Below are 21,859 nucleotides of genomic sequence, written 5' to 3' on the forward strand. Positions count from 1 at the left end.
ATCCATGCTTCGTCATGATTCAATAGGCCAGCACAACAATGTCTGGAAACCCGTCCTTCAGCACCGCAAGGGCGTGACCAAGCACAAGCTGCTCACCGATAAGATCATTTCCGATATCGATGATGGCATTCTGCCGGCGCACACGCGGATGCCGACGCATCGCGATTTAGCCCATGCGCTGGGGATTTCGGTGCAGACCGTGAGCATCAGCTACAAGGAGGCTGAACGGCGCGGCTATCTGCGCGGCGAAGTCGGCCGCGGCACCTTCGTCCGCAGCCGTGTCACCGAGCGCGCCGACAGTTTCATGCTCGATCGCGATCCGAGCGGCAGTGCCGACCTTTCCATTATTCGGGCCGTCTATACCGAAACGCACGAGCGATCGGCGCGTGAGCTGATGCAGGCTCTCGCCGAAAGCGACAACAGCAGCTTCATGCGGCCATGCCGCCCGATCGCCGGCTTGGATGCGCATCGCGCTGCGGCGCGTTCCTGGCTGGCGCGCCTGTCCGTCAACACGGATCCTGATCGCATCCTGATTACGAACGGCGCCGCTCATGGCCTGTTCCTGGCGGTTGCGTCGGTGGTCCGGCCCGGCGAGGTCGTCCTGACCGAAAACCTGACCGATCACGGCATTATCGGCCTTGCAAACGTCTTGGGCTTCACGCTGCGCGGCCTTCCGACCGATCATGAAGGCATTTTGCCTGGCGCCTTCGAGACTGCCTGCGCAGTCGGCGATGTGTCGGCTCTAGTCATCGTTCCATCGCTCGGCAATCCTACGAGCCATGTCATGGGGGCGGCCCGGCGCCATGCCATTGCCGATATTGCACGTCGGCACGGCGTCTTCGTCATTGAGGATGAGGTGTATAAGCCGATGCTGCGGGATCCCCTTCCCTCCATGCCGGACCTGCTGCCCGAACTCGGCTTCTTCGTCACCAGCTTTACGAAATCGGTGATGACGGGCTTGCGCATCGGCTATCTCGTCGTTCCGGCAAACTATTCCATCCGGGTCGCATCGATCCTGCGCGTCACGGGATGGAGCGCCACCAATGTCGTCGCGGAAATGGCCTCGCGTTGGGTTCTGGATGGCACCGCTGATGCGCTGATAGCCGTCCAGAGAAGCGAGGCCGAGGCGAGGCAGGCGATCGTATCCGAGGTGATGGGTCCCTTCGTTGCCGGCAGCCATCCCCTGTCGCTATGCGCGTGGCTTTCGGTGCCCGAGCGCTGGACGGAAGAGGGACTTGTCCGGGTTCTCGCTCGCAAGGGTGTCGCGGTCACGCCGTCCGATCCGTTCATCGCTGGCGGGGAACGGCCGGTCGGGGGAATTCGCATCTGTCTTGGCGGTCGCCTGTCTCATTCGGCGCTTCGGTCCGCGTTGGAAACGGTCCGCGGCGCCTTCGAACAATTGCCACCGATTTTCGACGTGGGATCGATCGCTTAAGCAAAACGGATACTGGAATAGGTCGGCATCACGGTTCCTTTGATCACAGGATTGAACGCAGAAACTCCTTGGTGCGGTCTTCCTTCGGGGTAGTGAAAATCTGTTCGGGCTTGCCCTCTTCGCAGATGCGGCCTTTGTCGAAGAAGCAGACGCGATCGGACACCTCGCGCGCGAACCGCATTTCGTGGGTGACCAGCAACATCGTCAAATCGTGCTCATGGGCAAGATCGCGGATGACGCCGAGCACTTCGCCGACGAGCTGCGGATCGAGCGCGGAGGTCGGCTCGTCGAACAACAGGACCCGAGGGCGCATGGCAAGGGCCCTGGCTATGGCGACGCGCTGCTGCTGGCCGCCGGAAAGCTGGCTCGGATAGTGATCCTTTTTCTCGGAAAGACCGACCATACGCAACAGCTCGATGGCGCGGGCCTCCGCTTCGGCTCGCCCCAATCCGAGCACGCGTGTCGGGGCCTCGACGATGTTGCGCAGCACGGTCATGTGGGGAAACAGATTGAAGCTCTGGAACACCATGCCGACATGCGTGCGGATCTGGCGCAGATGCGCCTCACTGGCGCGGAATCGTCCCCTGCCGTTTTCCTGGTGATAGGACATGCCGGCAAGCTGCAATGTGCCTTCCTGGAAGGGTTCGAGCGTCATCAGGATGCGCAGCACCGTCGATTTGCCCGAGCCGGACGGGCCGATCAACGTCACCTTCTCGCCGGGTGCGACATCGAAACAGAAATCATCGAGCACGGTGAAATTGCCATAGCGCTTGGTGACGTCGTGAAAGCGGATCAGGGATTCGGTCATCTCAAAGCAATTCCGTTTTTCGGCAGCGTCTTTTCGAGCCAATGAATGGCCGCCGAGCAGACGAGCGTGAGGATGAGAAAGATCAGGCCAACCAGAGACAGCGGCACCAGATATTCGAAGGTCCGATCGCCGATGAGGTTGGCCAGATTCAGCATGTCGACCACGGTAACGACAGACAGAACCGGCGTCTCCTTGAGCATGGAGACGAGATAATTGCCCATAGCCGGGATAATGCGCGGGATCGCCTGCGGGATGATGATGTCGCGGTAGGTGAGGCCGCGTCCCAGATTAAGCGCCGTCGCTGCTTCCCATTGGCCGCGCGGCACGGCATCCAGGCCGCCGCGATAGACCTCCGACGTATAGGCCGAATATTGCAGGCCGAGCGCCAGCGCTCCCGTAAGAAAGGCCGGCAGGACGATCCCGTAGATCGGCAGGACATAATAGAGGAAGAAGAGCTGGACGAGCAGCGGCGTGTCGCGCAGGAACTCGATGATAAAAGCCGTCGGCCAGGAGACCGCCACGAAGCGGCTGCGCCGCAACAGGGCGAACACCAGGCCAAGAACCAGGGCGATCGCAAATCCGGCAGCCGCCGCCTCCAGCGTCACGATCAATCCGATGCCGAGGATCGGCAGGATCGACAGCGCGAAGGAGAGTGTCGAGGACGTATCCCAGGTAAAGCCATACATCATGCCGGCGCCCTCCCCGGAAAGGCGGCGCCCCGGCGAAGGATCGTCTCAAGCCAGCGCATGAAGACGACGAGGATAAGCGCCATGATGAAGTATCCCATCAGCGTCAGCGAATAGATCCTGACGCTGTCCAAGGTGATGTTGCGCAATTGCTGCGCCTGAAAGGTCAGATCGCTGATCGAGATCAGCGACACCAGCGCCGTGTCCTTCAGGTTCTGGACGGCGAGATTGCCGAATGGCGGCATCATCTCCACTACGGCCTGAGGCAGCACGATATGAAAGAGTGTCTGTCCCTGCCCGAAGTTCAGGGCGCGCGCCGCCTCGTGCTGCGTATCGGGAACCGACTGCAGCGCGCCGCGCACCACCTCGGCACCATAGGCACCGATGTTCAGCGCCAGCCCGGCGATACCCGTCGTGATGGGATCGAAGGAGATACCGATCAGCGGCAGCGCATAATAGAGCCAGAAAAGCTGTACGAGGAGCGATGTGCCCCGGAAAATTTCGATATAAACCAGCGCGATCCAGGACAGCAGGCGTCCGCCGGCGAACCTCGCGAGACCTGCCGCGAAGGCAAAGAGCGCGCCGAGCAGCATCGATGCGACGGCGATGATCGCCGTCACCTCTGCGCCCTTCAGCAATGCCGGAAGATAATGCGTCCAGCTCATGCCCGGGTTACCTCCGTCCGCAAGATGCAAGGGGCTGATCGGCCCGATCCCTGCCCGCAGGCAAAGAGCAAGCCGATCCCACTACCGGCCAGCCTCACTTGCCAGCGCACAGGTCTTCCGTGCTCTTGGTTCGCGCAGCTTCGACACTTTCGGCGCTAAGCCCGTAAGACATCAGGATTTTCTTGTAGTCATCCGTCTTCTTGAAAGCGGTGAGCGCGGTATTGAAGGCCTGGTAGAGATCCTTGTCCTCGGGCCGGAAATCGAAACCACCATAGCTTCTTACCGACTTGCCCTTGATGACCGGATCGGTGAACGGCGCCGCCTGCTCGACATTCGTGCCACCCTGGACCAACTTGGCGACTGTCAGCTCCGTTGCCGCATAGGCATCGGCACGGCCGGTCTGGATGGTCGAGAGCGCGTCGGCATTAGCCTGGATCATGACGATCTGAGAGTCCGGAATGCCGAGGCCATGGAAGAAGTCGAGCTGATCGGCGCCCGATACGATCGCAACCTTGAGAGACGGATCCTTCTTGATGTCTTCATAGGAGTGCAGCTTCTTCGGATTGCCCTTCGGCACCAGCAGGCCTTCGCCGTAACTTGAATTCGGCGTGGTGAACTGCACCTGCTTGCAGCGCTCCGGCAGGATGTTCTGCTCGGCGGCAACAAAATCGAAGCGCTTGGCCTTCAGGCCCGGAATTAACGAGCCGAACGGGGTAACCGTCCAATCGATTTCCTTTACGCCCATCGACTTCAGCACGGCCGCGGCGACATCTGGGCCGATACCCTTGGCGGCTCCGCTCTCGTCCATGTAGCTGTACGGAACCTCGTTGGCGCTGGCGCCGCGGATATAGCCATCCTTCTTGACCTGATCGAGGCTGGCCGCTTGGGCAGAGGCGGCCAGGCCGAGGGTCAGGCTCATGGCGGCGAGGCTGCGGTAAAAATTCGATCTCATGGTTCACTCCTCTGTGGTTGGATACCGTCATCGGCTGTCCGGTTTTCCGGATCTTCACCGTGACGGGGGTTCAATCCGCGCCGCGTTGTCGCGGCGCGGCAATTCAGGTGCCGTCCGTCAGCGTTGCGACGACGGCCAGGCAATCTCCGGTCTTGATGAGGCCGGGGAAATGACGGGCGGCAAGGACACCGTCGAGAGCCGCCCGGTATTCAAACGATACGGACCCGGTACGGCCGATCGGATGCACACGGGCGATGATCTCCCCGGCAGCAACCACGTCGCCAATATCCTTCACGGGTTCGAAAAGGCCATCCGCCTCGGCAAAGACGAAGCAATCGTTAGACGGCATATCGAGCCACTGCGTTGCTTGCGTCTCCGGCGCGCCGGCAACGATGCCGGCCTGTTTCAAGATGTTCAGAACGCCGCGCTTCGCAATGGAAGCCGTGCGCGCCGATATGGTTCCGCCACCCGAAAGCTCGGTTGTCACAAAAACCTTGCCCATTTCCTCGGCAGTCGTGTCATACATGCCGACGGCATCGATCTCGATCATCCGCATGGAATAGGGCGCGGAAAACGCGGCGACCAAATCGAAGCACGCCTTTTCCTGCCGCTTGTCCGACAGCGCGTGGGCTGCGGCATAGGGCAGAAAATCAAGTGTTCGGCCGCCGGAATGGAAATCGAGCACGATGTCCGCGAGCGGCAGCAGGTATCGGGTAAAATAATCGGCGATCTTTTCCGTCACGCTGCCGTCAGGCCGACCGGGGAAACTGCGATTGAGATTGCCCTTGTCGATCGGGGAGGTGCGGGTGCCGGCCTGAAAGGCGGGATAGTTCATCGCCGGGACGATGATCACCCTCCCCTTGATCTCCTCCGCCTTCAGCGTGCGGGCAAGATCGAAGAGCGCGACCGGGCCTTCATATTCATCGCCATGGTTGGCACCGGTCAAAAGCGCCGTCGGGCCATCGCCATTCTTGATGACGCAGATCGGGATCATGATCGAGCCCCAGGCGGAATCGTCGCGCGACCAGGGCAGGCGCAGGTGACCATGCTGGACGCCATCTCGATCGAAATCGACGGTCGGCGTTATGGGTGATGGGCGTGTGATCATCGTCATGCTGTTCATTTCGGCGGATCACTTCACGACGAGTTTACGGGGTACGTTGGACAGGCACTCGACGCCGGCCTCGGTAATCACGATGCTTTCCGTGATCTCCATGCCCATGTCTTCTAGCCACAGGCCCGTCATGAAATGGAAGGTCATGCCGGGCTGCAGCTCCGTGCGATCGCCAGGGCGCAGGCTCATGGTGCGCTCGCCCCAATCCGGCGGATATGACAGGCCGATCGGGTAGCCGGTCCGGTTGTCCTTGACGATCCCGTATTTCTTCAACACCGCGAAGAAGGCGTTGGCGATGTCCTCGCAGGCATTACCGGGCTTCGCGGCCGCAAGGCCCGCATCCATGCCTTCGAGTGTCGCCTTCTCAGCCTCCAGGAAGGCTTGGGTCGGCTTGCCGAGAAAGACGGTTCGCGACAGCGGGCAATGATAGCGGCGATAGCAGCCCGCTATCTCGAAGAAGGTGCCCTCGCCGCTCTTCATCGGCTTGTCGTCCCAGGTCAGATGCGGCGCAGAGGCATCGGCACCCGATGGCAGGAGCGGCACGATCGCGGCGTAATCGCCACCGAAGCCATCGACGCCACGAATGCCGGCGTCATAAATCTCTGCAACGAGATCGGATTTGCGAATGCCCGGCTCAACCTTTTCGACGATCCGCTTGTGCATGGCTTCGACGATGCGGCCGGCCTTGCGCATATAATCGAGTTCGGTCGAACTTTTGACGGCGCGCTGCCAGTTCACCAGCCCCTGCGCATCCTTGAAGCGTGCGTTCGGCAAATGCTTGACCAAAGAGGCATAGGCCGCGGCGGTGAACCAGTAATTGTCCATTTCGACGGCGATAGAGGCATTCGCCCAGCCGCGCTCCTCGATGATCTTGGACAACAGATCCATCGGATGGCGCTCGGTCGACTGCACATAGTGGTCGGGATAGCCGATGATGTTGTCGTGGCTGAGATAGGCGGTGCGCTTCGCACCGTTGGCATCCTGGCCGCGTCCGTACCAGATCGGCTCACCGGAACCCGGCACCAGCACGCATTGATGCACATAGAAGGACCAGCCGTCATAGCCTGTCAGCCAATGCATGTTCGACGGATCGGTCACGATGACGAGATCGACGCCGGCCTTCTCCATGGCGCGCCGCGTCTTGGCGAGCCGATCGGCATATTCGGAGCGGGTGAAGTTGAGGGTTGGTTCGCTCACGCTGGGTCTCCTGATGCTTTGGTCGTTTCGATTGCTTGGCCCGCGCCGGCCGCGATGGCCCGACGATGAGCAAGTGTGGCAATGGCCGTGTCCTGCACGCCGGTGCCGGTCAGATCGCAAAGGGTGATCGCTTGGTTCGACTGGCGGCCGGCCACTTGACCGCAGATGATGGCGCCCAGTTCGGGGAAGGCTACATCTTCCCTCACAAGTCCCGCAGCGATGGCATAATGCAGTTCGCCAAGCCGGCGGGTCTGCTTGAGGCTGTCGGCGACATAGGGGGCGGCACGCAGGATTGCCGCCGGATCGACCTCGTTCTTGTGCTCGGCATCCGACCCCATGGCGGTGACATGCTGGCCCGGCTCCAGCCAGGAAGCGTCGAGGATCGGCCTGTCCGAAGGCGTGGTGGTGACGATGATGTCGGCGCCGCGGCAGGCCCGTTCGGCGTCGGCCTCGGCCGAAACCGGAAAACCGAGTTCGGCGGTAAGCTCGGCGGCAACTTGTTTGGCCTTGTCTGCATCGCGCGCCCAAATACGGGCAGCCTCGATTGGCCGGACCAAAGTCAATGCGCGGAGCTGCAACCGCGCCTGCATACCGGCCCCGAGGATTGCCGCGATCCGGGCATCCGGGCGGGCCAGATTTCTTGCAGCAACCGCGCCGGCGGCCGCAGTGCGCACATCCGTCAAATAGCCGTTGTCCAGCAGAAGCGCCTCGACCAGTCCGGTGTGCGCCGACAGCAGCATCATTAACCCGTTGGTGCTGGGCAGGCCGAGCGATGGATTGTTGAAAAAGCCGGGGCTTACCTTGATCGCAAAGCTGTCGAGATCGGGCACATAAGCCGTCTTGACGTCGACTTCCCCACGGTGGACAGGGATATCCAGCCGCATGATCGGCGGCATCTCCACGGCCTTGGTCGCCAAGGCCGCGAAGGCTTGCTCAACGCAATCCACCGCGTCGGCATCAAGCTGCACGATTCTGCGCAAATCGGTTTCCGTGAGCACAAGCACGCGCGCCATCACGCCACTCCCGTTTTGATGCTGCTGAGGATTTGGCGATAGAGGGCTGGATCGATGTTGCCGCCGGAGACGACAATCGCCGTCGGGCCATCCGGTCTGATCTTGCCGGCAAGCAGCGCCGCGATGCCGACCGCACCCGCACCTTCGACGATCTCGCCTTCGACCACCGCGGCATGGCGGATGCCTGCGGCTATCTCGTCCTCGCTGAGCAGGATCACGTCATCGAGAAGGTCCCGGCACATCGCAAAGGTCAGGCGATTGTCGAGTCCGATGCCGCCGCCCAGCGAATCCGCCAGGGTTTCGACTTCCTGGACTTCGAGCGGCGCACCAGCGGCAAGGCTTGCCGCCATCGCCGCTCCCCGCTCCATCGATATGCCGACAACCTTGGCCTGCGGCTGTCTTTCCTTGATCGCCGCAGCAACGCCCGACGCAAGCCCACCGCCCGACAGGGGCACCAGCACAAGAGCCACGTCCGGCAAGTCCTCCGCAATCTCGAGACCAATGGTTCCCTGACCAGCGATCACGCCGGCGTCATCGAAGGGCGGCACGAAGCTCATGCCCTCTTCGCTCACCAGGCGCTCGACCTCGCGCATGGCATCATCCTGTGAATGGCCGACGATGCGAACTTCAGCCCCCAGGCTGCGGATCGCCTCGACTTTGTTGGCGGGAACGAGCGCCGACAGGCAAATGGTCGCCCGCGTGCCCAATGTGCCGGCGGCATGTGCGACTGCTCTGCCGTGATTGCCTGTCGAGGCCGTTGCCAGCCCGCGCGAACGCGCGTCTTCGGTTAGGCAGAGGCTCGCATTGGTAGCTCCGCGCAGCTTGAAGCTGCCGGTCTCCTGGTGGTTTTCGAGCTTAAGGAATACGGGCGCACCGGGTTGGCGGGAGAGCGCCTGCGAGCGCATCAAGGGCGTGCGGACAACGTGTCCGGCAATACGCCGCCGTGCCTCTTCGATATCGGGCAACGTCACCATCGCGGTCATCGCGCGGTCCGTCGCTCTGGAAATGCCGTGACAAATCTCAGCACGATTTCAAATCTCTTTCGCAACCGATGTTCATGACATCAGCGTGAAAGAGACAATAGATCATGTCAATCTTATTATTGTTTCAGTACAATATTCAGCGCCATATGGTAGCGAGCTTGCGGCGCTGCAGCGAAAACTCGCTCGATGCGGAAACGCGGATATTATTATTTATCCGCGTTCCAGGCCATCAAAGCCGAATGTCAGGTAGATCTGTCGAAGCAATCCTGTCACGCGGCTTGGACGACTGCGTGCAGGGGGATTTCGACGTCGATTTCCAGCGTCGAGACGTGTTCGTTGCAGTCCATCTTGACTTGCACCTTATCGCCGTCGAGCTGTACATGCTTTGCGATCACACCGAGGATTTCCTCCCGCAGCAGCGATACCAAGTCAGACCCCGCCGATGACCGTTCGTGGGCAAGCAGCACCTGCAGGCGCTCTCGGGCCGCCGGTGCGGTTCTTTGTTTGCCGAAAAGACGAAAAATGTTCATGCCGCCCTCCGTCCGAATATCTTACCGAAAAAGTTCCGCTTTTCGCCGGGAATCGTGATCGGCAGAACTTCGCCGGTGAGCCGGCGAGCGGCATCGAAATAAGCCATCGCAGGCGCGCTGCGGCTATCAGCCAATGTGACCGGGGCGCCTATGTTGGAGGCCCGGAGAACATCCGTGCTTTCCGGAATGATGCCGAGGAGCGGAATGGAGAGGATCTCCAGAACGTCGTCGACCTTGAGCATATCGCCGCGCTCGGCGCGGGTGGCATCGTAGCGGGTCAAGAGCAGGTGCTTCTCGATCCGCTCGCCGCGCTCGGCCTTGGCCGTCTTGGCGTCCAGCAGGCCGATGATGCGGTCCGAGTCGCGCACCGACGAGACTTCGGGATTGGTGACGACTACCGCCGTATCCGCATGACGCATGGCGAGCGTAGCGCCGCGTTCGATCCCTGCGGGACTGTCGCAGATGATCCAATCGAAGTGTTGCTTCAATTCGTTGATGACCCGCTCGACACCTTCCGCGGTCAAGTTGTCCTTGTCGCGTGTTTGCGAAGCCGGCAGCAAGAACAGCGTATCCAGCCTCTTGTCGCGGATCAGCGCCTGCGGGAGCTTGGCATCACCGTGTATGACGTTGATCAGATCATAAACGACCCTTCGCTCCGCCCCCATGACAAGGTCAAGATTCCGCAGCCCGACGTCGAAATCGACGACCACGACTTTATCATTTCTTTGCGCCAGAGCCGCTCCAAGCGCGGCGGTCGAGGTCGTCTTGCCAACCCCGCCCTTGCCTGACGTGACTACGATGACTTTCCCCATCTTGCTCTCCTCTGTCGTGGCCGCTGCCGGCTCAGATAAGTTTCTCTGCCATGATCGCATCGCCTTCGAGCCAGAGCTGAACAGCCTGTCCGCGAAGGTTGGGGGCCATGTCTTCCGCCATTTTGTAGATACCGTCGATCGCTACCAGTTCGGCCTCAAGCTTTCGGCAGAAGATGCGCGCCGACACGTTGCCAATCGATCCTGCCATGGCTCTTCCGCGCAAACTGCCGTAGATATGCACCGACCCTCCGGCGATAATCTCTGCACCCGAAGCGACCGATCCGATAACGGTGACATCGCCTTCGGGGAAGATCACCGATTGACCCGAGCGTACGGGCTCCCTGATGACGATGGATTGCGTTGCCGGCCTGACCTCGGGAGCCGCCGGCCTGCTGCGTACTTCGACGACCGGCTCCTGCACCGGAACCTCGTTTACCGGAACCTCGATATCGGAAACCGGACGACCGCCTTTGAGCGCGGGAGGCATGCCTGGCCCCAGGATTGAAGGGCGCGCGCCCTCGATACCCATGATGCTCACATTGCGCTGGCCAAGTTCCCCGAGCAGTTCCTTCAACTGCGACCGGTCAATCGGCAGATCCGTGAGGTCCAGCACGACCGGCCGACCCAAAAAGAAGCCCGCCGAACGGGCGGCGAGATCATCCAGCCTGATCAACCAATCATCGATGGGAAGATCCGGACAAAGCATGACCGCCAGGAAGGAACGGCCTTTGATGCGGATCGAGCGAGCGTCTGTTAGCACTTTGGTCATCTATGTAAATATTTCGTTGACCAAATCTATCGCCGTCATGGTTAACAAAAAGTTAACGCGGCCGCGACGGCACCCTCTATTCCATTGATCTGCTGCCCTTTTTTGGAAACGAAATCGAGCTAACCCTATCCCGAGCTTTAAAGGCATCGGGATTCGGCACGCACCAGGCGAGAAGCTCGATAATGGTCCTCAAATCTCGATTGCCGAGTCGGATTTTCGATCACTGAGTCGATAGCGAAGCCGGCTTTCCGAACAGGAAACCCTGCATGTGAGTCGCGCCTGAGTCGCGCGCGGCATCCAGGTGCTCTTTCTTTTCGATACCTTCGGCAACGATGATCGGCGCGACGCAGGAGGCAAATCCGACAAGATAATGCAGGCTGCTCTGTCCCTTTTGGGAGGTCCGCACATTCCGCACCAGCGAAGCATCGATCTTGATGATGTCGGCCGGGACCGTCAGCAGTCGTGCAGGTGTGGCCATACCCGCTCCGAAGTTATCGATTGCCACCCGGCAGCCAAGTGTACGAACGGCCGCCAGCCTGCTGACGCCCTCACCCACCAGCGGGTAGGTCTCCGTAATTTCAAGGACAAGACGTTGGGCAAGTTCCGGATTGCGCTCGATCTGCCGGAAAATCTGCTTCCAATGATCCGGTGCCGCGAGATTTGCCGCCGAAATATTGCATCCAAGGACAAGATTGGGGTCCTTGGCCAAATGCGACAGGACGAGATCCAGCATGCGCACATCAAGATCGAAGGAAGCCATGGAGGATTCCAGATAAGGTGCAAAAGCACTTGCGCTGTGAACAACGCCGCGAGCGTCCGAAATCCGTGCAAAGCACTCCCAGTAGAGCACCTTTTCCGGAACATCAATTTGGCTGACCTTTTGTGCGGCGAAACTCAACCCGCGATCGGAAACAGCCTTGGACATAGTGAGAAACACCTCCAGCGATGCTATTCTCAGTCATTGTTTTCGACTGTGGGCAGGATCGCCAAGTCGCTAGTACATATGTCCTGACAACACGGAAACCTACAACCGACCGGCGCTGTCGGATCAAGTGAATTTCGTATGTTAGTAACTTATAAGTACATCGGCACGGCTAATTGTGTCAAATCCTCAATCAATGCGAGCTTTTATGCAACCCTCCTCTTGCATCGGAGGGTGGCGCCTGTCCCTTGTCCACAAACAATCCGTCATCGAAGGCTTACACGCTTCAGCCTTCCAAGGCAGAAGAGGATGCGGCAAACATCGTGAGGCTAACTGAGTCGGAGATCGAGGTCGCGATAGAGCTTCTTCAAATTCGGCAATGACTTTAACTGCCACGAAATCTGTTTGGAGCCACGCACCGTCATCTGCACGTCGTTGCGTTTGCGGGCCTCTATCGTCAGTTTCGCAAGCAGGTTTATGCCTGACGAATTCAGAAAGTGGAGTCCTGTCAGATCAAGCGTCAGCCGCTCAGGGTTTTTCTCGAGCAAATCCATGGCCAACTGGAAAATCGGAGCATAGGCTTCCGATCCCGCCAGACGCATAGAACCATCGAAGAACACGACATGTCCTTCTGTCCAAACCCGAAATGCCTCTCCTCTGATTTCCATTGTCAAAGCTCAGTCATTCTGGATGGAAGGGATCGGTAACGAGGCATATGTCTCCAGGTGTGTCGGGCCGTTCGGCCGCTTCGAATCAAAGGTCCAAGCCAAATCAGCTTCATAATCGCTCATCAACGTCAGCAGGCCAAGGCCTGACTCAGTTCCGAAAGTCGACGCCGCATTCCTCTCGATTTGCTGAATGAGGAGGTCCGAGGGATTATCATTGGTTATCTCCGCAAGCAGGTGCTGAAAACGCGCCGCATTTTCGTTATCGATCAAATTCGAGACCCTCATGCGAAACCGTCTCCCCTCTATCGAAGCCGAAATGCCGATTTCACCGGATACGCGAAACTTCACGGCATTTTCAATAAGTTCGTTGGCGACGTAACCGATGTCGTGGCGCACCTGATGATAGACCTGACGTAATCTCCTGTAACGCAAAGCCGTTATTTCAGCGATAAAATCGGATGTCATCGAACAATGCGACCAGCTTAAGGCGAGCGGTCCGTCAAGCAATCGCAGGAAAGTAGAGCTGTCTCCACTGCCGTCTCTTACTAGATCTTCAAGCCCAAACACGACAGTCGCCATGCTATCACCTATGTCTCATTACAACCAGAGTTATATCGTCGTGAATCTTCTGCGACCCAATATAGGTCATGAGATTTTCCAGAATACCGTTCATTATGTCCTGGGCGCTGCCGCCGTAAAGGTGGCGGACCGATTCGCAAAGCCGTTCAATTCCATACAATTCGCCATTCCGGTTCTCAGCTTCTGTGACGCCGTCGGTATGCAGAACGATGATGTCGCCACTACTAAAGGCGACATCTCTTGTATCGACAAATTCGGAAATATCTGAATCAAGCCCCACGGGAAGTCCGAGGTCGGCGGTTTCTATCCGCTCTACCTCTCCGCCTTCTCTTACGACAATCAGGTCCTCGTGTTGGCCGGATAGCGTCAAGCGCTCGCCATCATAATCGAGAAAAGCAAGGGTCAGGTGTTTGTCGGTCTTCGTACGTTCGATGTTCTTGTAAATCGTGCGATTGAGGTCGGTCAGGAACTTCGTCGGATCGGTCTCCCCGGCCTCCTGCAAGGCACGCGCGACCGACTGAACCATCAGCATGAGCACGCCGCTTTCAAGCCCATGCCCGGTCACGTCCCCTATTCCGATCTTCAGCCTTTTTCCGTCTTGCAGAATGTCATAATAATCACCACCGACCTCATCGGCGGGGCGCATGAAGGCGGCAATCTCCAACTGTTCGATGGCCGCAAGTTCGTTTTGACGCGGCAGCACCATGAGCTGTATCCGCTGGGCGACGGCGAGCTCGGCCCCAAGCCGAACGTTCTCGCTCTTCAATTGCGTGTTCAGCGCCGAGATTTCCTCTTTCGCCTCCTCGATCTCCTTGGTTCTTTCCTCCACAAGCAATTCGAGGTTTTCCGTGTGGAAGCTTATCTCCTCCGCCATGCGGTTGAATGCGATGCCCGCCTGGCCCACCTCATCGCGCGAGGGGATATCGACCCTGACCGAATAGTCCTTCGCCTGGATCCGCCCAGCCGCGCCTGCGAGCGCGCTGATACCGCTGGTGATGCGCTTGGAAACTGCAAAGACCGCCGCCGTGACGATCATCAGCGATATGGAGATCGCCAGGATCTGATAGATGAGGATGCGGTTTGTCGCCCGCGATATTTCTTCCTGCGCAGCAAAAAGGGAGGCATAAATCTCGCGCTCCGGCACCACGATCCCGAGCGACATCGCTTCCTTTTGAACCGGCCCGGAAACCCAAAGGTTCGTTGGAGCGATCTGTTTTACGACGACCAGATACGGAATCTTCTCCCCCTGTTCGTCGAGCATAATATGCTGAATGGCGCCATCGCGGTCCAAGGGGAGCGTCGCCATCGCCTTTTGCGTGCTGTTGTGGAAAGAGCGGTCAAGGCCCGTCACGCCCTTATCGCCGGTATCGCTCGACGATCGCAGGCCGATGATCTTTTCGCCTGCGTGATTGATGGCAACCACGTTGCCATTCGACATTGTCAGGAAGCCGAAACCGGTATCGGCAACCTTCACACTTTCGACGATTCCGGCCAGTTGGTCCAAAGTGATATCGGCCCCGGCGATGCCGGCGACATCCTTGCGGTCGGGAGACCAGAGAGGATTGAAGAAGCTGACGATCAGCTTGCCCGTAATGGCGTCGGTATAGGGTGCGGTCTGCGTGATGTCGTCCGCGACGGGGCGCGAACCCGGTTCGCGCGCCCATTGCTGCCAGGATTCGTAGACGCCCGGAAAGAAGAAGTCCCAGAAATTGGCGTCGTTGTGACCGGGGTAAAGGCGATCAAAGGTCTGCGCCTGGTCGGTGTAAGGCACCGTTCTGAAGATCGGTCGCGCTTTCGGGCCGATGTAATACATCTGCAGCTTGGGATAGCCACTCTTCAGCAGGTTCGGCGCAACGAGATCGACAACCGTGCTGGTCTCTATGTCTTTTTGGACCTCGGGCAACGGCTGATGATTTTGGTCCAGCAGATAGCCCCAAACGCTGATGACGGATGTCGCGCCCGGAAGATTCTGCGCCCATCGGCCTTTTGGATCGTAAGTGAGCTTGATGGCGCTAGGTTCGGATTGCGCCAGCGCCTCGGCGACCGCATTGTTCCGGTTGGGATGATCTATCTGCGACTGGAGTACGCCAGCGAGCGTTTTGACATCGGAATGAACCTGATTGAGAAGCAGCCCGACGCGGGCTGCCGTCGAATCCGCATAGGATCGAATATAGTCCTGGCTTGCACGCTCAAGACCCTGGCCCACTTCGGACGTGGCGTCGCGGGACAATCGCTGCACGTTCCACAATGCCAAACCGCCGCTGACGAGAAGGTCGAAAAGGACGGCTCCGCCAACCACGAGGACAAATTTCGCGCGAAACGACCGAATTCCAGGAATGAAAAATCGACCAATTTTTCTGCTCATAGCGGCTTCCGGCCGGAGGCGGCCCAGATGGGCCAGCCGGCATAACCTTTAGGGTGAAGGGCAGCGAAGATATGATCCTGGAAGCCTTGGCGAAAGCGCTTGATGAATTCCGGCGTATCGCCCCGGCGAACGGACATTTCGCCGGCATACACATTTTCCCAAGCGGCGATGACGTCGGCAAAATCCTGCGGATCGCCGTCGAGGTTGGTGACGACGAAGTTTTCCACCTCGATGCCCTCGAAACCTGCATCCAACAGCAGCCGGCGGCTTTTCGGGCCCATTTCGACATCCATGTCGAAATGGGCGAACAGCGTCGCCACCTCATTGTAGGTCCACTGTATGCTTGCCGCCCGTGGTTCGCCAAGACAGTGAGAGTTTTTTTCATTGGTAATGTACACGCGACCGCCCGGCTTGCAGATGCGGTAGAGCTCCTTCAGCAACATATCGGGCCGATTGAAGATTTGCAGCGAATGACGACAGGTCACCAAGTCGAACTGATTGTCTTCGAGCAGCATCTCCGATGCATCGCCATAGGTATATTCGATATCGCGGATATCGAAATCGGCAGCGACCTTGCGCGCATATTCGAGGCTAGCCAGCGAATGGTCGAGCGCCACGATCCTTGCCGGCTTGAATTCCTTGTGGGCCAATACCGCGAAGTCACCGATACCGCAGCAGATGTCCGCCATCGCAATACCGGCGCGCATCCCATGACGCGGTAGAATCTCACGTTCATGGCGCCAGGTCATTTTCGTCTGCGTCCGCAGGATCGGAATGAAGCTCTGGTCCTCGACAAAGGTCTGACCGGGATAAAACGCGGAATCATAGGCCTCGACGGCAATTTTCGGTTCGATGGCACTCAAATGACGGAAGGTTCTGGTCGCCCAGCCAACGACACTGGACGTGACGACGACAAAGCGAATGTCCCGTCGTGATCGACTGGCATCGACCAACAGCCGCGCCAAGGCGTGATATGCCGTCGCATTCATATGAATGAGGCGTTTGACATTGATGTAGAGGACGCCACGAACTTGGTTGATGCTCTTTTCGAGCAGCGCGGTCGTTTCGGCGATCTCGACAGGCGATAGCGGCCGCAAGACGCCTGAAAGTGAAAACTCCTGGCTGTTCAGGTCGAACTGAGCCGAAAACAGCGGAACCGGTTCGTGCGAGCTCAATTCAGCAGTCCCTCCACCGGAATGTCCAATACCACCGTGAGGGCTCGATCCTCCACCTGTTGCAGCGACAGCGATGCGTCATAGTTGATCGCCAAGCCGAGTAGAATGACGTCCTCTTCCGAGACCGAATTTTCATCGGCGAGTGCGTCGAGATATCGTTGCAAAGCACCGGCTTTCGACGCCCTTGCGGTTGCGTCACGATACAGGTGCTGTTGCGCGGGAGCACAGGGAAAGGTCAGGGCAATCCGCTCCGCGCCGTCCCCTCGGGAAACATTGCAGTGAAGTCGCCCGGAAGCACGGCCGGAGCGAAACGAGATTTCAAAAAGCTCGTTCAATGCGGACGAAAGCAAATTGGCGTGCCGGACCGGATCGCTTCGATCGTGACTCACCATGCGCGCAACGTAATTTGAAAGCTGATTGCAATGGAGCCAATCCGACATGAAAACGTCCATTTCCATTTCCAGCTCCAGCATCGGATGAAATGGTAATGCAGTGCGGCCTGCGCTTTGCTCGCTCAACGCCGATCCCCTTATCATCTGGAGCGGTCAGCTTCGCATGGATGTGCAGAACCGCTTTGTCTTTTGTTCTCACAGTTCCGGACGGAAAACCGCTGCACGCTTTTCCCGGAATTGTGCTGGAGCATCTCATCCGCTTTTTGAAAGCAGATATTCCCATATTCACGACTACTCAAGGAACAGGTCCCAACTGTCCCGCCAATTTCCCACCGTCTATTTTTCCTGACTTTGCCAATTTGCCGTATCGTTACGCCTGAGGAACTCCAGGACGTCGGACGCCGGCAGAGGCCGACCAAGAAAATATCCCTGCAAACGATCGCAACCGGCAGCAATGAGCCATTCGGCCTGAGCTTGATCTTCCACGCCTTCGGCGGTGACCTTCATTCCCAGTCCATGAGCCAATGCAACGATAAAGCGCACGATCGTCTGGCTCTTAGCGTCGTTCGTCAGATCTTTTATGAAGTACTTGTCGATCTTTATGGAATCGAAGGGGAAGTTCTTCAAATAGCTCAGGGAGGAATATTCCGTGCCGAAGTCATCGAGCGAGATCTGAATACCAAGGACATTGAGGGTATTCAACGTATCGAGATTGTTGATCGTGCGCTCAAGCAAAACACCTTCGGTGATTTCGAGTTCAAGCCGTTCAGCCGGAAAACCGATCGTGTCGAGCGTCTGCGATACCCGGTCGGTGAAGCCTCCGGTCAGGAATTCGGCGGGCGAGAGGTTGACCGCGACCATACAATGCGGCGGCCAATTCATCGCCTGCCGACAGGCTTCTTCCAACACCCACTGGCCGATTTCCGGCATCAGTCCATCGGCTTCAGCCATGGGAATGAACGCGGAGGGTGGAATGATACCCATCATCGGATGATGCCACCGCAACAACGCCTCGAAGCCGGCAACGGACCCCGAACAATCCATCAGCGGCTGATATTCGATAAAGAATTCACCGTGCTGCAGGGCGACACGCAGGCTTCGCCTCAGCAACTCCCGCTGCTCCAGAACCATCATCATGGCGGGCTCGAATGTTCGTGCCCGGCCTCTTCCCTCGCTTTTTGCGGCGTAAAGGGCAATATCGGCGGCACGCATCAACTGGTCTTCTTCATTGGCATCGCGCGGGGCGAGCGCTACGCCGATGCTTGCGCCTGAAAACACCGCAATACCATTCACCAGGAACGGCTTTTTGAAAGCGTTCACCAACGAATCCGCCAACCGCTCCGCCTCGGACGGCTGGTCATTGCGAAGCTGAATGATGGCAAACTCGTCGCCCGCCAGCCGGTATGCGGTTTCTCCCGCTCCCAGAACATTGCGTATGCGCTCGGCGGTTTGCTGCAGGACGATATCTCCCGCGGCATGACCCAGAGTGTCATTGATCGGCTTGAACTCGTCCAGGTCCAACTGCATCAATGCGATACCGCTTTTCCCGCCTGATAGAGCGTCGCGCAGCCGGGCGGCGAACTGCCGCCGGTTCGGCAGGCCGGTCAGGGCATCGTGATTGGCTTCATGCAGCAGAAGCGCCCTGTCTGCCTCGTCAGGTGATGGATCCTGCCGAATCAATTTTCGCGTTTCAACAATCGCGAAACCGTTGGCCGGTCGAAATATCATGAGATCGCAGAGTATCTCGCCGGGTCTTTGGAACTGCACATTCCGCAGCCATCCGGTATTGCCCGCCTGCTCCGTGAACATGTCCATGCCCGGATCGTCCAGCTCGGGGTATATTCCGAAAAGCGTGGCCTGAGAGGCCCTCTCGTCGCCGTAGAACGCCCGGAACCTTTCGGATGACATTATGAGATTCAAATCGCAGTCGTAAAACGAAAAAAGCACGTCAGGTGCGCTGTTGGTCGGCAAAGGTATATCAAACTTAATGACGCTACTGGCTGCCATTCCGGTCTCCGTCCTGCCCTGGGAACTGTCAGGCTTCGTAATCGCTTTCAATCTCCTGTAGTCTTAGGATTTAACGGACCGAATACAGATACCTGCTTCTCCACAAGTATCAAATGGTTGTGTTTCTCATATTACGTATAAATAATTTAACAATTGCCGAACTTGAGTCCCACATGCGATCGATTCCAGACAGCGCTCCACCCGGCGGGAACGCCTTCCGGGCACTCATTTACATTATGCTAATGAAGTGAGCCCTGTCAAATGTTCAATCAAAGATTGCAGGCGAACACCAAGACAGGCATGAGTTACGCCTGTCCTCGATCGACGTGCTTTCCGCCTTTGGCGGTGAAATAACGCGCTATCAAGGGATCCTAAACAAGGATGATAGGCCGCATGGCTGCGATCCCAACACACGTCTCTAACCGTCGAGAGTGCTTCGGCTTTTCACGAGATCGCAGAATCGCTCCAATTTATTGTTGTCTCGCAATTCCGGACGGAAAGCCGCGGCGCGGCTTGCTGGAATTCTTTTAAGCAACACGCTCGAAGCGAGTACGAATATGTTCGATGTAGTGCTGGCCGGGGGAGGAAGCCTCCACCATAGCCAATGCAGCCTCTTCCGGAACGCCTGTAAAGAGACGCTCCTCGCCATTCTTGAAGCGAATATAAAGACGCCCGTCGCCTGGATGGAAAAAAACCGATTTAATAATTTTCGATGAAACTGGAAGTTCTTTCATAGTTCACCTCGCTTTTAAGCCGGTTGTGCCATGAAAATCCCAATATCCAATGAAATGAACTAGTTAAGAAAATGTAGCGCTTCGGCACAACATTTTATGGGACATTCAGCCAGGTGAACCAGCGCGGCACAAATGGCCTTGCGCCCGTCACAATCGTTACCTTGCCTGCCATGATTCGTCCCGGTGGTAAATTGTTGAGGGGTTCCGGTTGCCCGAGCCCCCTCGGAAGTTCACTCGGCGCCCGAGAAGACATTCTTGACCGCGGCCGCGATCTCCTCGCAATGCGTCTCAAGGGCGAAGTGACCCGTGTCGAAGAATCGAATGTCGGCGTTCGGGATATCCCGCTTGAACGCCTCGGCGCCCGGCGGCAGGAAAAACGGATCGTTCTTGCCCCAAACAGCCAGGAACTTGGGCTGATGCTTTCTGAAATAGGCCTGGAATTCCGGATAAAGAGCGACGTTGCTCTTATAGTCGCCGAAGAGGTCGAGTTGGGCCTCAGTCGCCCCTTCCCGCGCGAGATAGTAGTTATCGAGAGAATAACCGTCCGGCGAAATCAGCGTCGGATCGGTCACGCCGTGGGTATATTGCCATATCGTGGCTTCCGGCTGGAGGAATGATCTCAACGCGTCGCGATTGGCGAAAGACGGATCGTTCCAATAAGCCCTGATCGGGTTCCACCCCTCGCTCAATCCTTCCTCATAGGCATTACCATTCTGCGAAATGATCCCCGCGATCCGGTCGGGGTGCCAGGTCGCCAGCCGGAAACCGGTCGGGGCGCCATAGTCGAACACGTAAATCGCGAACCGTCTCAGCCCGATCACCTCCGTGAAACGGTCGATCACTTTGGCGACGTTGTCGAAAGAATAGGAAAACTCCGAACGCGGCGGCAGATCCGTCTGGCCGAAGCCCGGCAGATCGGGAGCCACCAGATGAAAATCGGCAGCCAAAGCCGGGATCAGATCGCGAAACATATGACCGGAACTCGGAAACCCATGCAGCAGCAGAAGTGTCGGCTTCTTTCGATCGCCTGCCTCGCGGTAATAGACGCCGAGACCGCCCACATCCACCTTCCGATAGTGCACCTTCGTCATAGAACCACTCCTTTTTCGTAACCTGATTAATGACGTCAATAAGGTTACACGAGTAGTATAACCAGTCAATGGGCATTATAAAGGTTAGGCCGCGCGCCATTCGCCGGTCGCGCAACATCGCGGGCCGTCGCCGTGAAAATATGTTTCGATCTTGGAAATCTAACCGCCATGGGTGAGGGAGCGACGGCGCCGCCGACGCGGGCAATTATTCAGCCGCAATGTCTTCACGCTGCGGTCGCCAATCTATCCGTCCAGCGAGCGGATCTGATCGCACCTGACAGCCGCCTGCGGCTAGTTTGACCGGGCGCGGTGAGCTGCCTGCTTGGCGCGATTGCCGCAAACCGCCATGCTGCACCATCGGCGCTTCTTGCCGCGCGTGCGATCGATGAAGAGAAGCGTGCAATTGTGACCTTCGCACGCTTTGACATCCGAGAATTCCTCGGCGCAGACGAGTTCGCCCATCGCTTCCGCAATGGGGGATAAGAGGGCGTCAGGCGATTTCCATCGGCGTTCCCTGCTCCAGCGCAATCCGGTCGCACCGTTCTCTCCGCCTCCGCTCACGATTTGCCGGAATTGTTCGTCCCGCGCCAGCAGGCGGTTGAGAGGTCCGAGCTGCTCGAGCGCGTCCCCGTCGAGAGGTCTTCCCTTGTGTTCCCTGACGAAACTGCGGAACCATTCGCGCAGCGAACGTGCCTGCGCAGCCAGTGAATCGAGCTCTCCGGGCATCGCATTTCCGGCGATGGACTGCAGTCTCCGCTCCGAAACAAGACCAGCCTCGCGAAGCCACTGGATAAATCCCTCGCCGTCGTTGAGCCATTCGAAAGGCGTGTCGACCGGGGTTGCCAAGGAATTCAGAAAATCAAGAGCAGCGGCATCCCCGACGAAGATTGCTGGTGGGTTGCGTGCGGCCATCTCTTACCTCGCTTGAAGCTTATTCATGCTATGATCGATCGCCTGCTCCA

General features: G+C 58.2%; 22 protein-coding genes. 1 reads left to right on the plus strand and 21 read right to left on the minus strand.

From position 1 onward, the window contains the following. Positions 1-4 precede the first annotated feature (4 nt). Positions 5-1,435, plus strand: a complete 1,431-nt coding sequence (gene ehuR, locus K290_RS0101975) for a MocR-like ectoine utilization transcription factor EhuR (RefSeq protein ID WP_051263909.1) — start codon at positions 5-7, stop codon at positions 1,433-1,435. Positions 1,436-1,478: 43 nt separating this feature from the next. On the opposite strand, the gene ehuA is transcribed toward ehuR, so the two are convergent. The 21 genes from ehuA to K290_RS0102080 all read right to left on the minus strand — a co-directional run bounded on the left by ehuA (position 1,479) and on the right by K290_RS0102080 (position 21,809). Continuing rightward, on the minus strand, positions 1,479-2,243 hold the full coding sequence (gene ehuA, locus K290_RS0101980; RefSeq protein ID WP_028750320.1) for an ectoine/hydroxyectoine ABC transporter ATP-binding protein EhuA: 765 nt from the start codon (positions 2,241-2,243) through the stop codon (positions 1,479-1,481). After that, entirely contained in the window at positions 2,240-2,932 is a 693-nt protein-coding gene (gene ehuD / locus K290_RS0101985) for an ectoine/hydroxyectoine ABC transporter permease subunit EhuD (protein ID WP_028750321.1), read from the minus strand. The genes ehuA and ehuD overlap by 4 nt, the downstream gene beginning before the upstream one ends. After that, positions 2,929-3,594, minus strand: coding sequence for an ectoine/hydroxyectoine ABC transporter permease subunit EhuC (gene ehuC, locus K290_RS0101990; protein ID WP_028750322.1), 666 nt, complete (start codon positions 3,592-3,594; stop codon positions 2,929-2,931). Before ehuC ends, ehuD begins: the two co-directional genes overlap by 4 nt. 94 nt (positions 3,595-3,688) lie before the next feature. Next, entirely contained in the window at positions 3,689-4,546 is an 858-nt protein-coding gene (gene ehuB, locus K290_RS0101995; protein ID WP_028750323.1) for an ectoine/hydroxyectoine ABC transporter substrate-binding protein EhuB, read from the minus strand. Positions 4,547-4,649: 103 nt separating this feature from the next. After that, positions 4,650-5,669, minus strand: a complete 1,020-nt coding sequence (gene doeB, locus K290_RS0102000) for a N(2)-acetyl-L-2,4-diaminobutanoate deacetylase DoeB (RefSeq protein ID WP_028750324.1) — start codon at positions 5,667-5,669, stop codon at positions 4,650-4,652. A 9-nt stretch (positions 5,670-5,678) separates the two neighbouring features. Further along, positions 5,679-6,857 (minus strand): ectoine hydrolase DoeA, encoded by a 1,179-nt coding sequence (doeA, locus tag K290_RS0102005; RefSeq protein ID WP_028750325.1) that lies wholly within the window; start codon positions 6,855-6,857, stop codon positions 5,679-5,681. After that, the gene (gene eutC, locus K290_RS0102010) at positions 6,854-7,870 is read right to left on the minus strand and encodes an ectoine utilization protein EutC (protein WP_028750326.1); all 1,017 of its coding nucleotides are present in this window, start codon (positions 7,868-7,870) and stop codon (positions 6,854-6,856) included. Before eutC ends, doeA begins: the two co-directional genes overlap by 4 nt. Beyond that, positions 7,870-8,844 (minus strand): hydroxyectoine utilization dehydratase EutB, encoded by a 975-nt coding sequence (gene eutB, locus K290_RS0102015; protein ID WP_037134761.1) that lies wholly within the window; start codon positions 8,842-8,844, stop codon positions 7,870-7,872. The genes eutC and eutB overlap by 1 nt, the downstream gene beginning before the upstream one ends. Positions 8,845-9,122: 278 nt before the next feature. After that, a complete protein-coding gene (gene minE, locus K290_RS0102020) occupies positions 9,123-9,383 on the minus strand; it encodes a cell division topological specificity factor MinE (protein WP_028750328.1) in 261 nt (86 codons plus the stop codon). Then, positions 9,380-10,195: a septum site-determining protein MinD gene (gene minD, locus K290_RS0102025; RefSeq protein WP_028750329.1), complete on the minus strand. Its 816-nt coding sequence runs from the start codon at positions 10,193-10,195 to the stop codon at positions 9,380-9,382. Before minD ends, minE begins: the two co-directional genes overlap by 4 nt. 31 nt (positions 10,196-10,226) lie before the next feature. Continuing rightward, on the minus strand, positions 10,227-10,964 hold the full coding sequence (gene minC / locus K290_RS0102030; RefSeq protein WP_028750330.1) for a septum site-determining protein MinC: 738 nt from the start codon (positions 10,962-10,964) through the stop codon (positions 10,227-10,229). Between the two features lie 220 nt (positions 10,965-11,184). Then, on the minus strand, positions 11,185-11,889 hold the full coding sequence (locus K290_RS33655) for an EAL domain-containing protein (protein ID WP_051263910.1): 705 nt from the start codon (positions 11,887-11,889) through the stop codon (positions 11,185-11,187). 326 nt (positions 11,890-12,215) lie between these two features. Continuing rightward, positions 12,216-12,554: a slr1659 superfamily regulator gene (locus K290_RS0102040; protein ID WP_028750331.1), complete on the minus strand. Its 339-nt coding sequence runs from the start codon at positions 12,552-12,554 to the stop codon at positions 12,216-12,218. A 9-nt stretch (positions 12,555-12,563) separates the two neighbouring features. Next, positions 12,564-13,133 (minus strand): slr1658 superfamily regulator, encoded by a 570-nt coding sequence (locus K290_RS0102045; protein ID WP_028750332.1) that lies wholly within the window; start codon positions 13,131-13,133, stop codon positions 12,564-12,566. 4 nt (positions 13,134-13,137) lie between these two features. Then, a complete protein-coding gene (locus K290_RS0102050; RefSeq protein WP_028750333.1) occupies positions 13,138-15,498 on the minus strand; it encodes a SpoIIE family protein phosphatase in 2,361 nt (786 codons plus the stop codon). Beyond that, the gene (locus K290_RS0102055) at positions 15,495-16,673 is read right to left on the minus strand and encodes a class I SAM-dependent methyltransferase (RefSeq protein WP_028750334.1); all 1,179 of its coding nucleotides are present in this window, start codon (positions 16,671-16,673) and stop codon (positions 15,495-15,497) included. Before K290_RS0102055 ends, K290_RS0102050 begins: the two co-directional genes overlap by 4 nt. Continuing rightward, entirely contained in the window at positions 16,670-17,191 is a 522-nt protein-coding gene (locus K290_RS0102060) for a hypothetical protein (RefSeq protein WP_028750335.1), read from the minus strand. The genes K290_RS0102055 and K290_RS0102060 overlap by 4 nt, the downstream gene beginning before the upstream one ends. Before the next feature lie 210 nt (positions 17,192-17,401). Continuing rightward, entirely contained in the window at positions 17,402-19,072 is a 1,671-nt protein-coding gene (locus K290_RS33660) for a putative bifunctional diguanylate cyclase/phosphodiesterase (protein ID WP_051263912.1), read from the minus strand. A 527-nt stretch (positions 19,073-19,599) separates the two neighbouring features. Then, the gene (locus K290_RS0102070; protein ID WP_028750336.1) at positions 19,600-19,806 is read right to left on the minus strand and encodes a KTSC domain-containing protein; all 207 of its coding nucleotides are present in this window, start codon (positions 19,804-19,806) and stop codon (positions 19,600-19,602) included. Positions 19,807-20,036: 230 nt separating this feature from the next. Beyond that, positions 20,037-20,897, minus strand: coding sequence for an alpha/beta fold hydrolase (locus K290_RS0102075; protein ID WP_028750337.1), 861 nt, complete (start codon positions 20,895-20,897; stop codon positions 20,037-20,039). 291 nt (positions 20,898-21,188) lie between these two features. Further along, a complete protein-coding gene (locus K290_RS0102080; protein ID WP_028750338.1) occupies positions 21,189-21,809 on the minus strand; it encodes a CGNR zinc finger domain-containing protein in 621 nt (206 codons plus the stop codon). Positions 21,810-21,859 lie beyond the last annotated feature (50 nt).

This window comes from Rhizobium leucaenae USDA 9039 (assembly GCF_000426285.1).
Taxonomy (GTDB): domain Bacteria; phylum Pseudomonadota; class Alphaproteobacteria; order Rhizobiales; family Rhizobiaceae; genus Rhizobium; species Rhizobium leucaenae.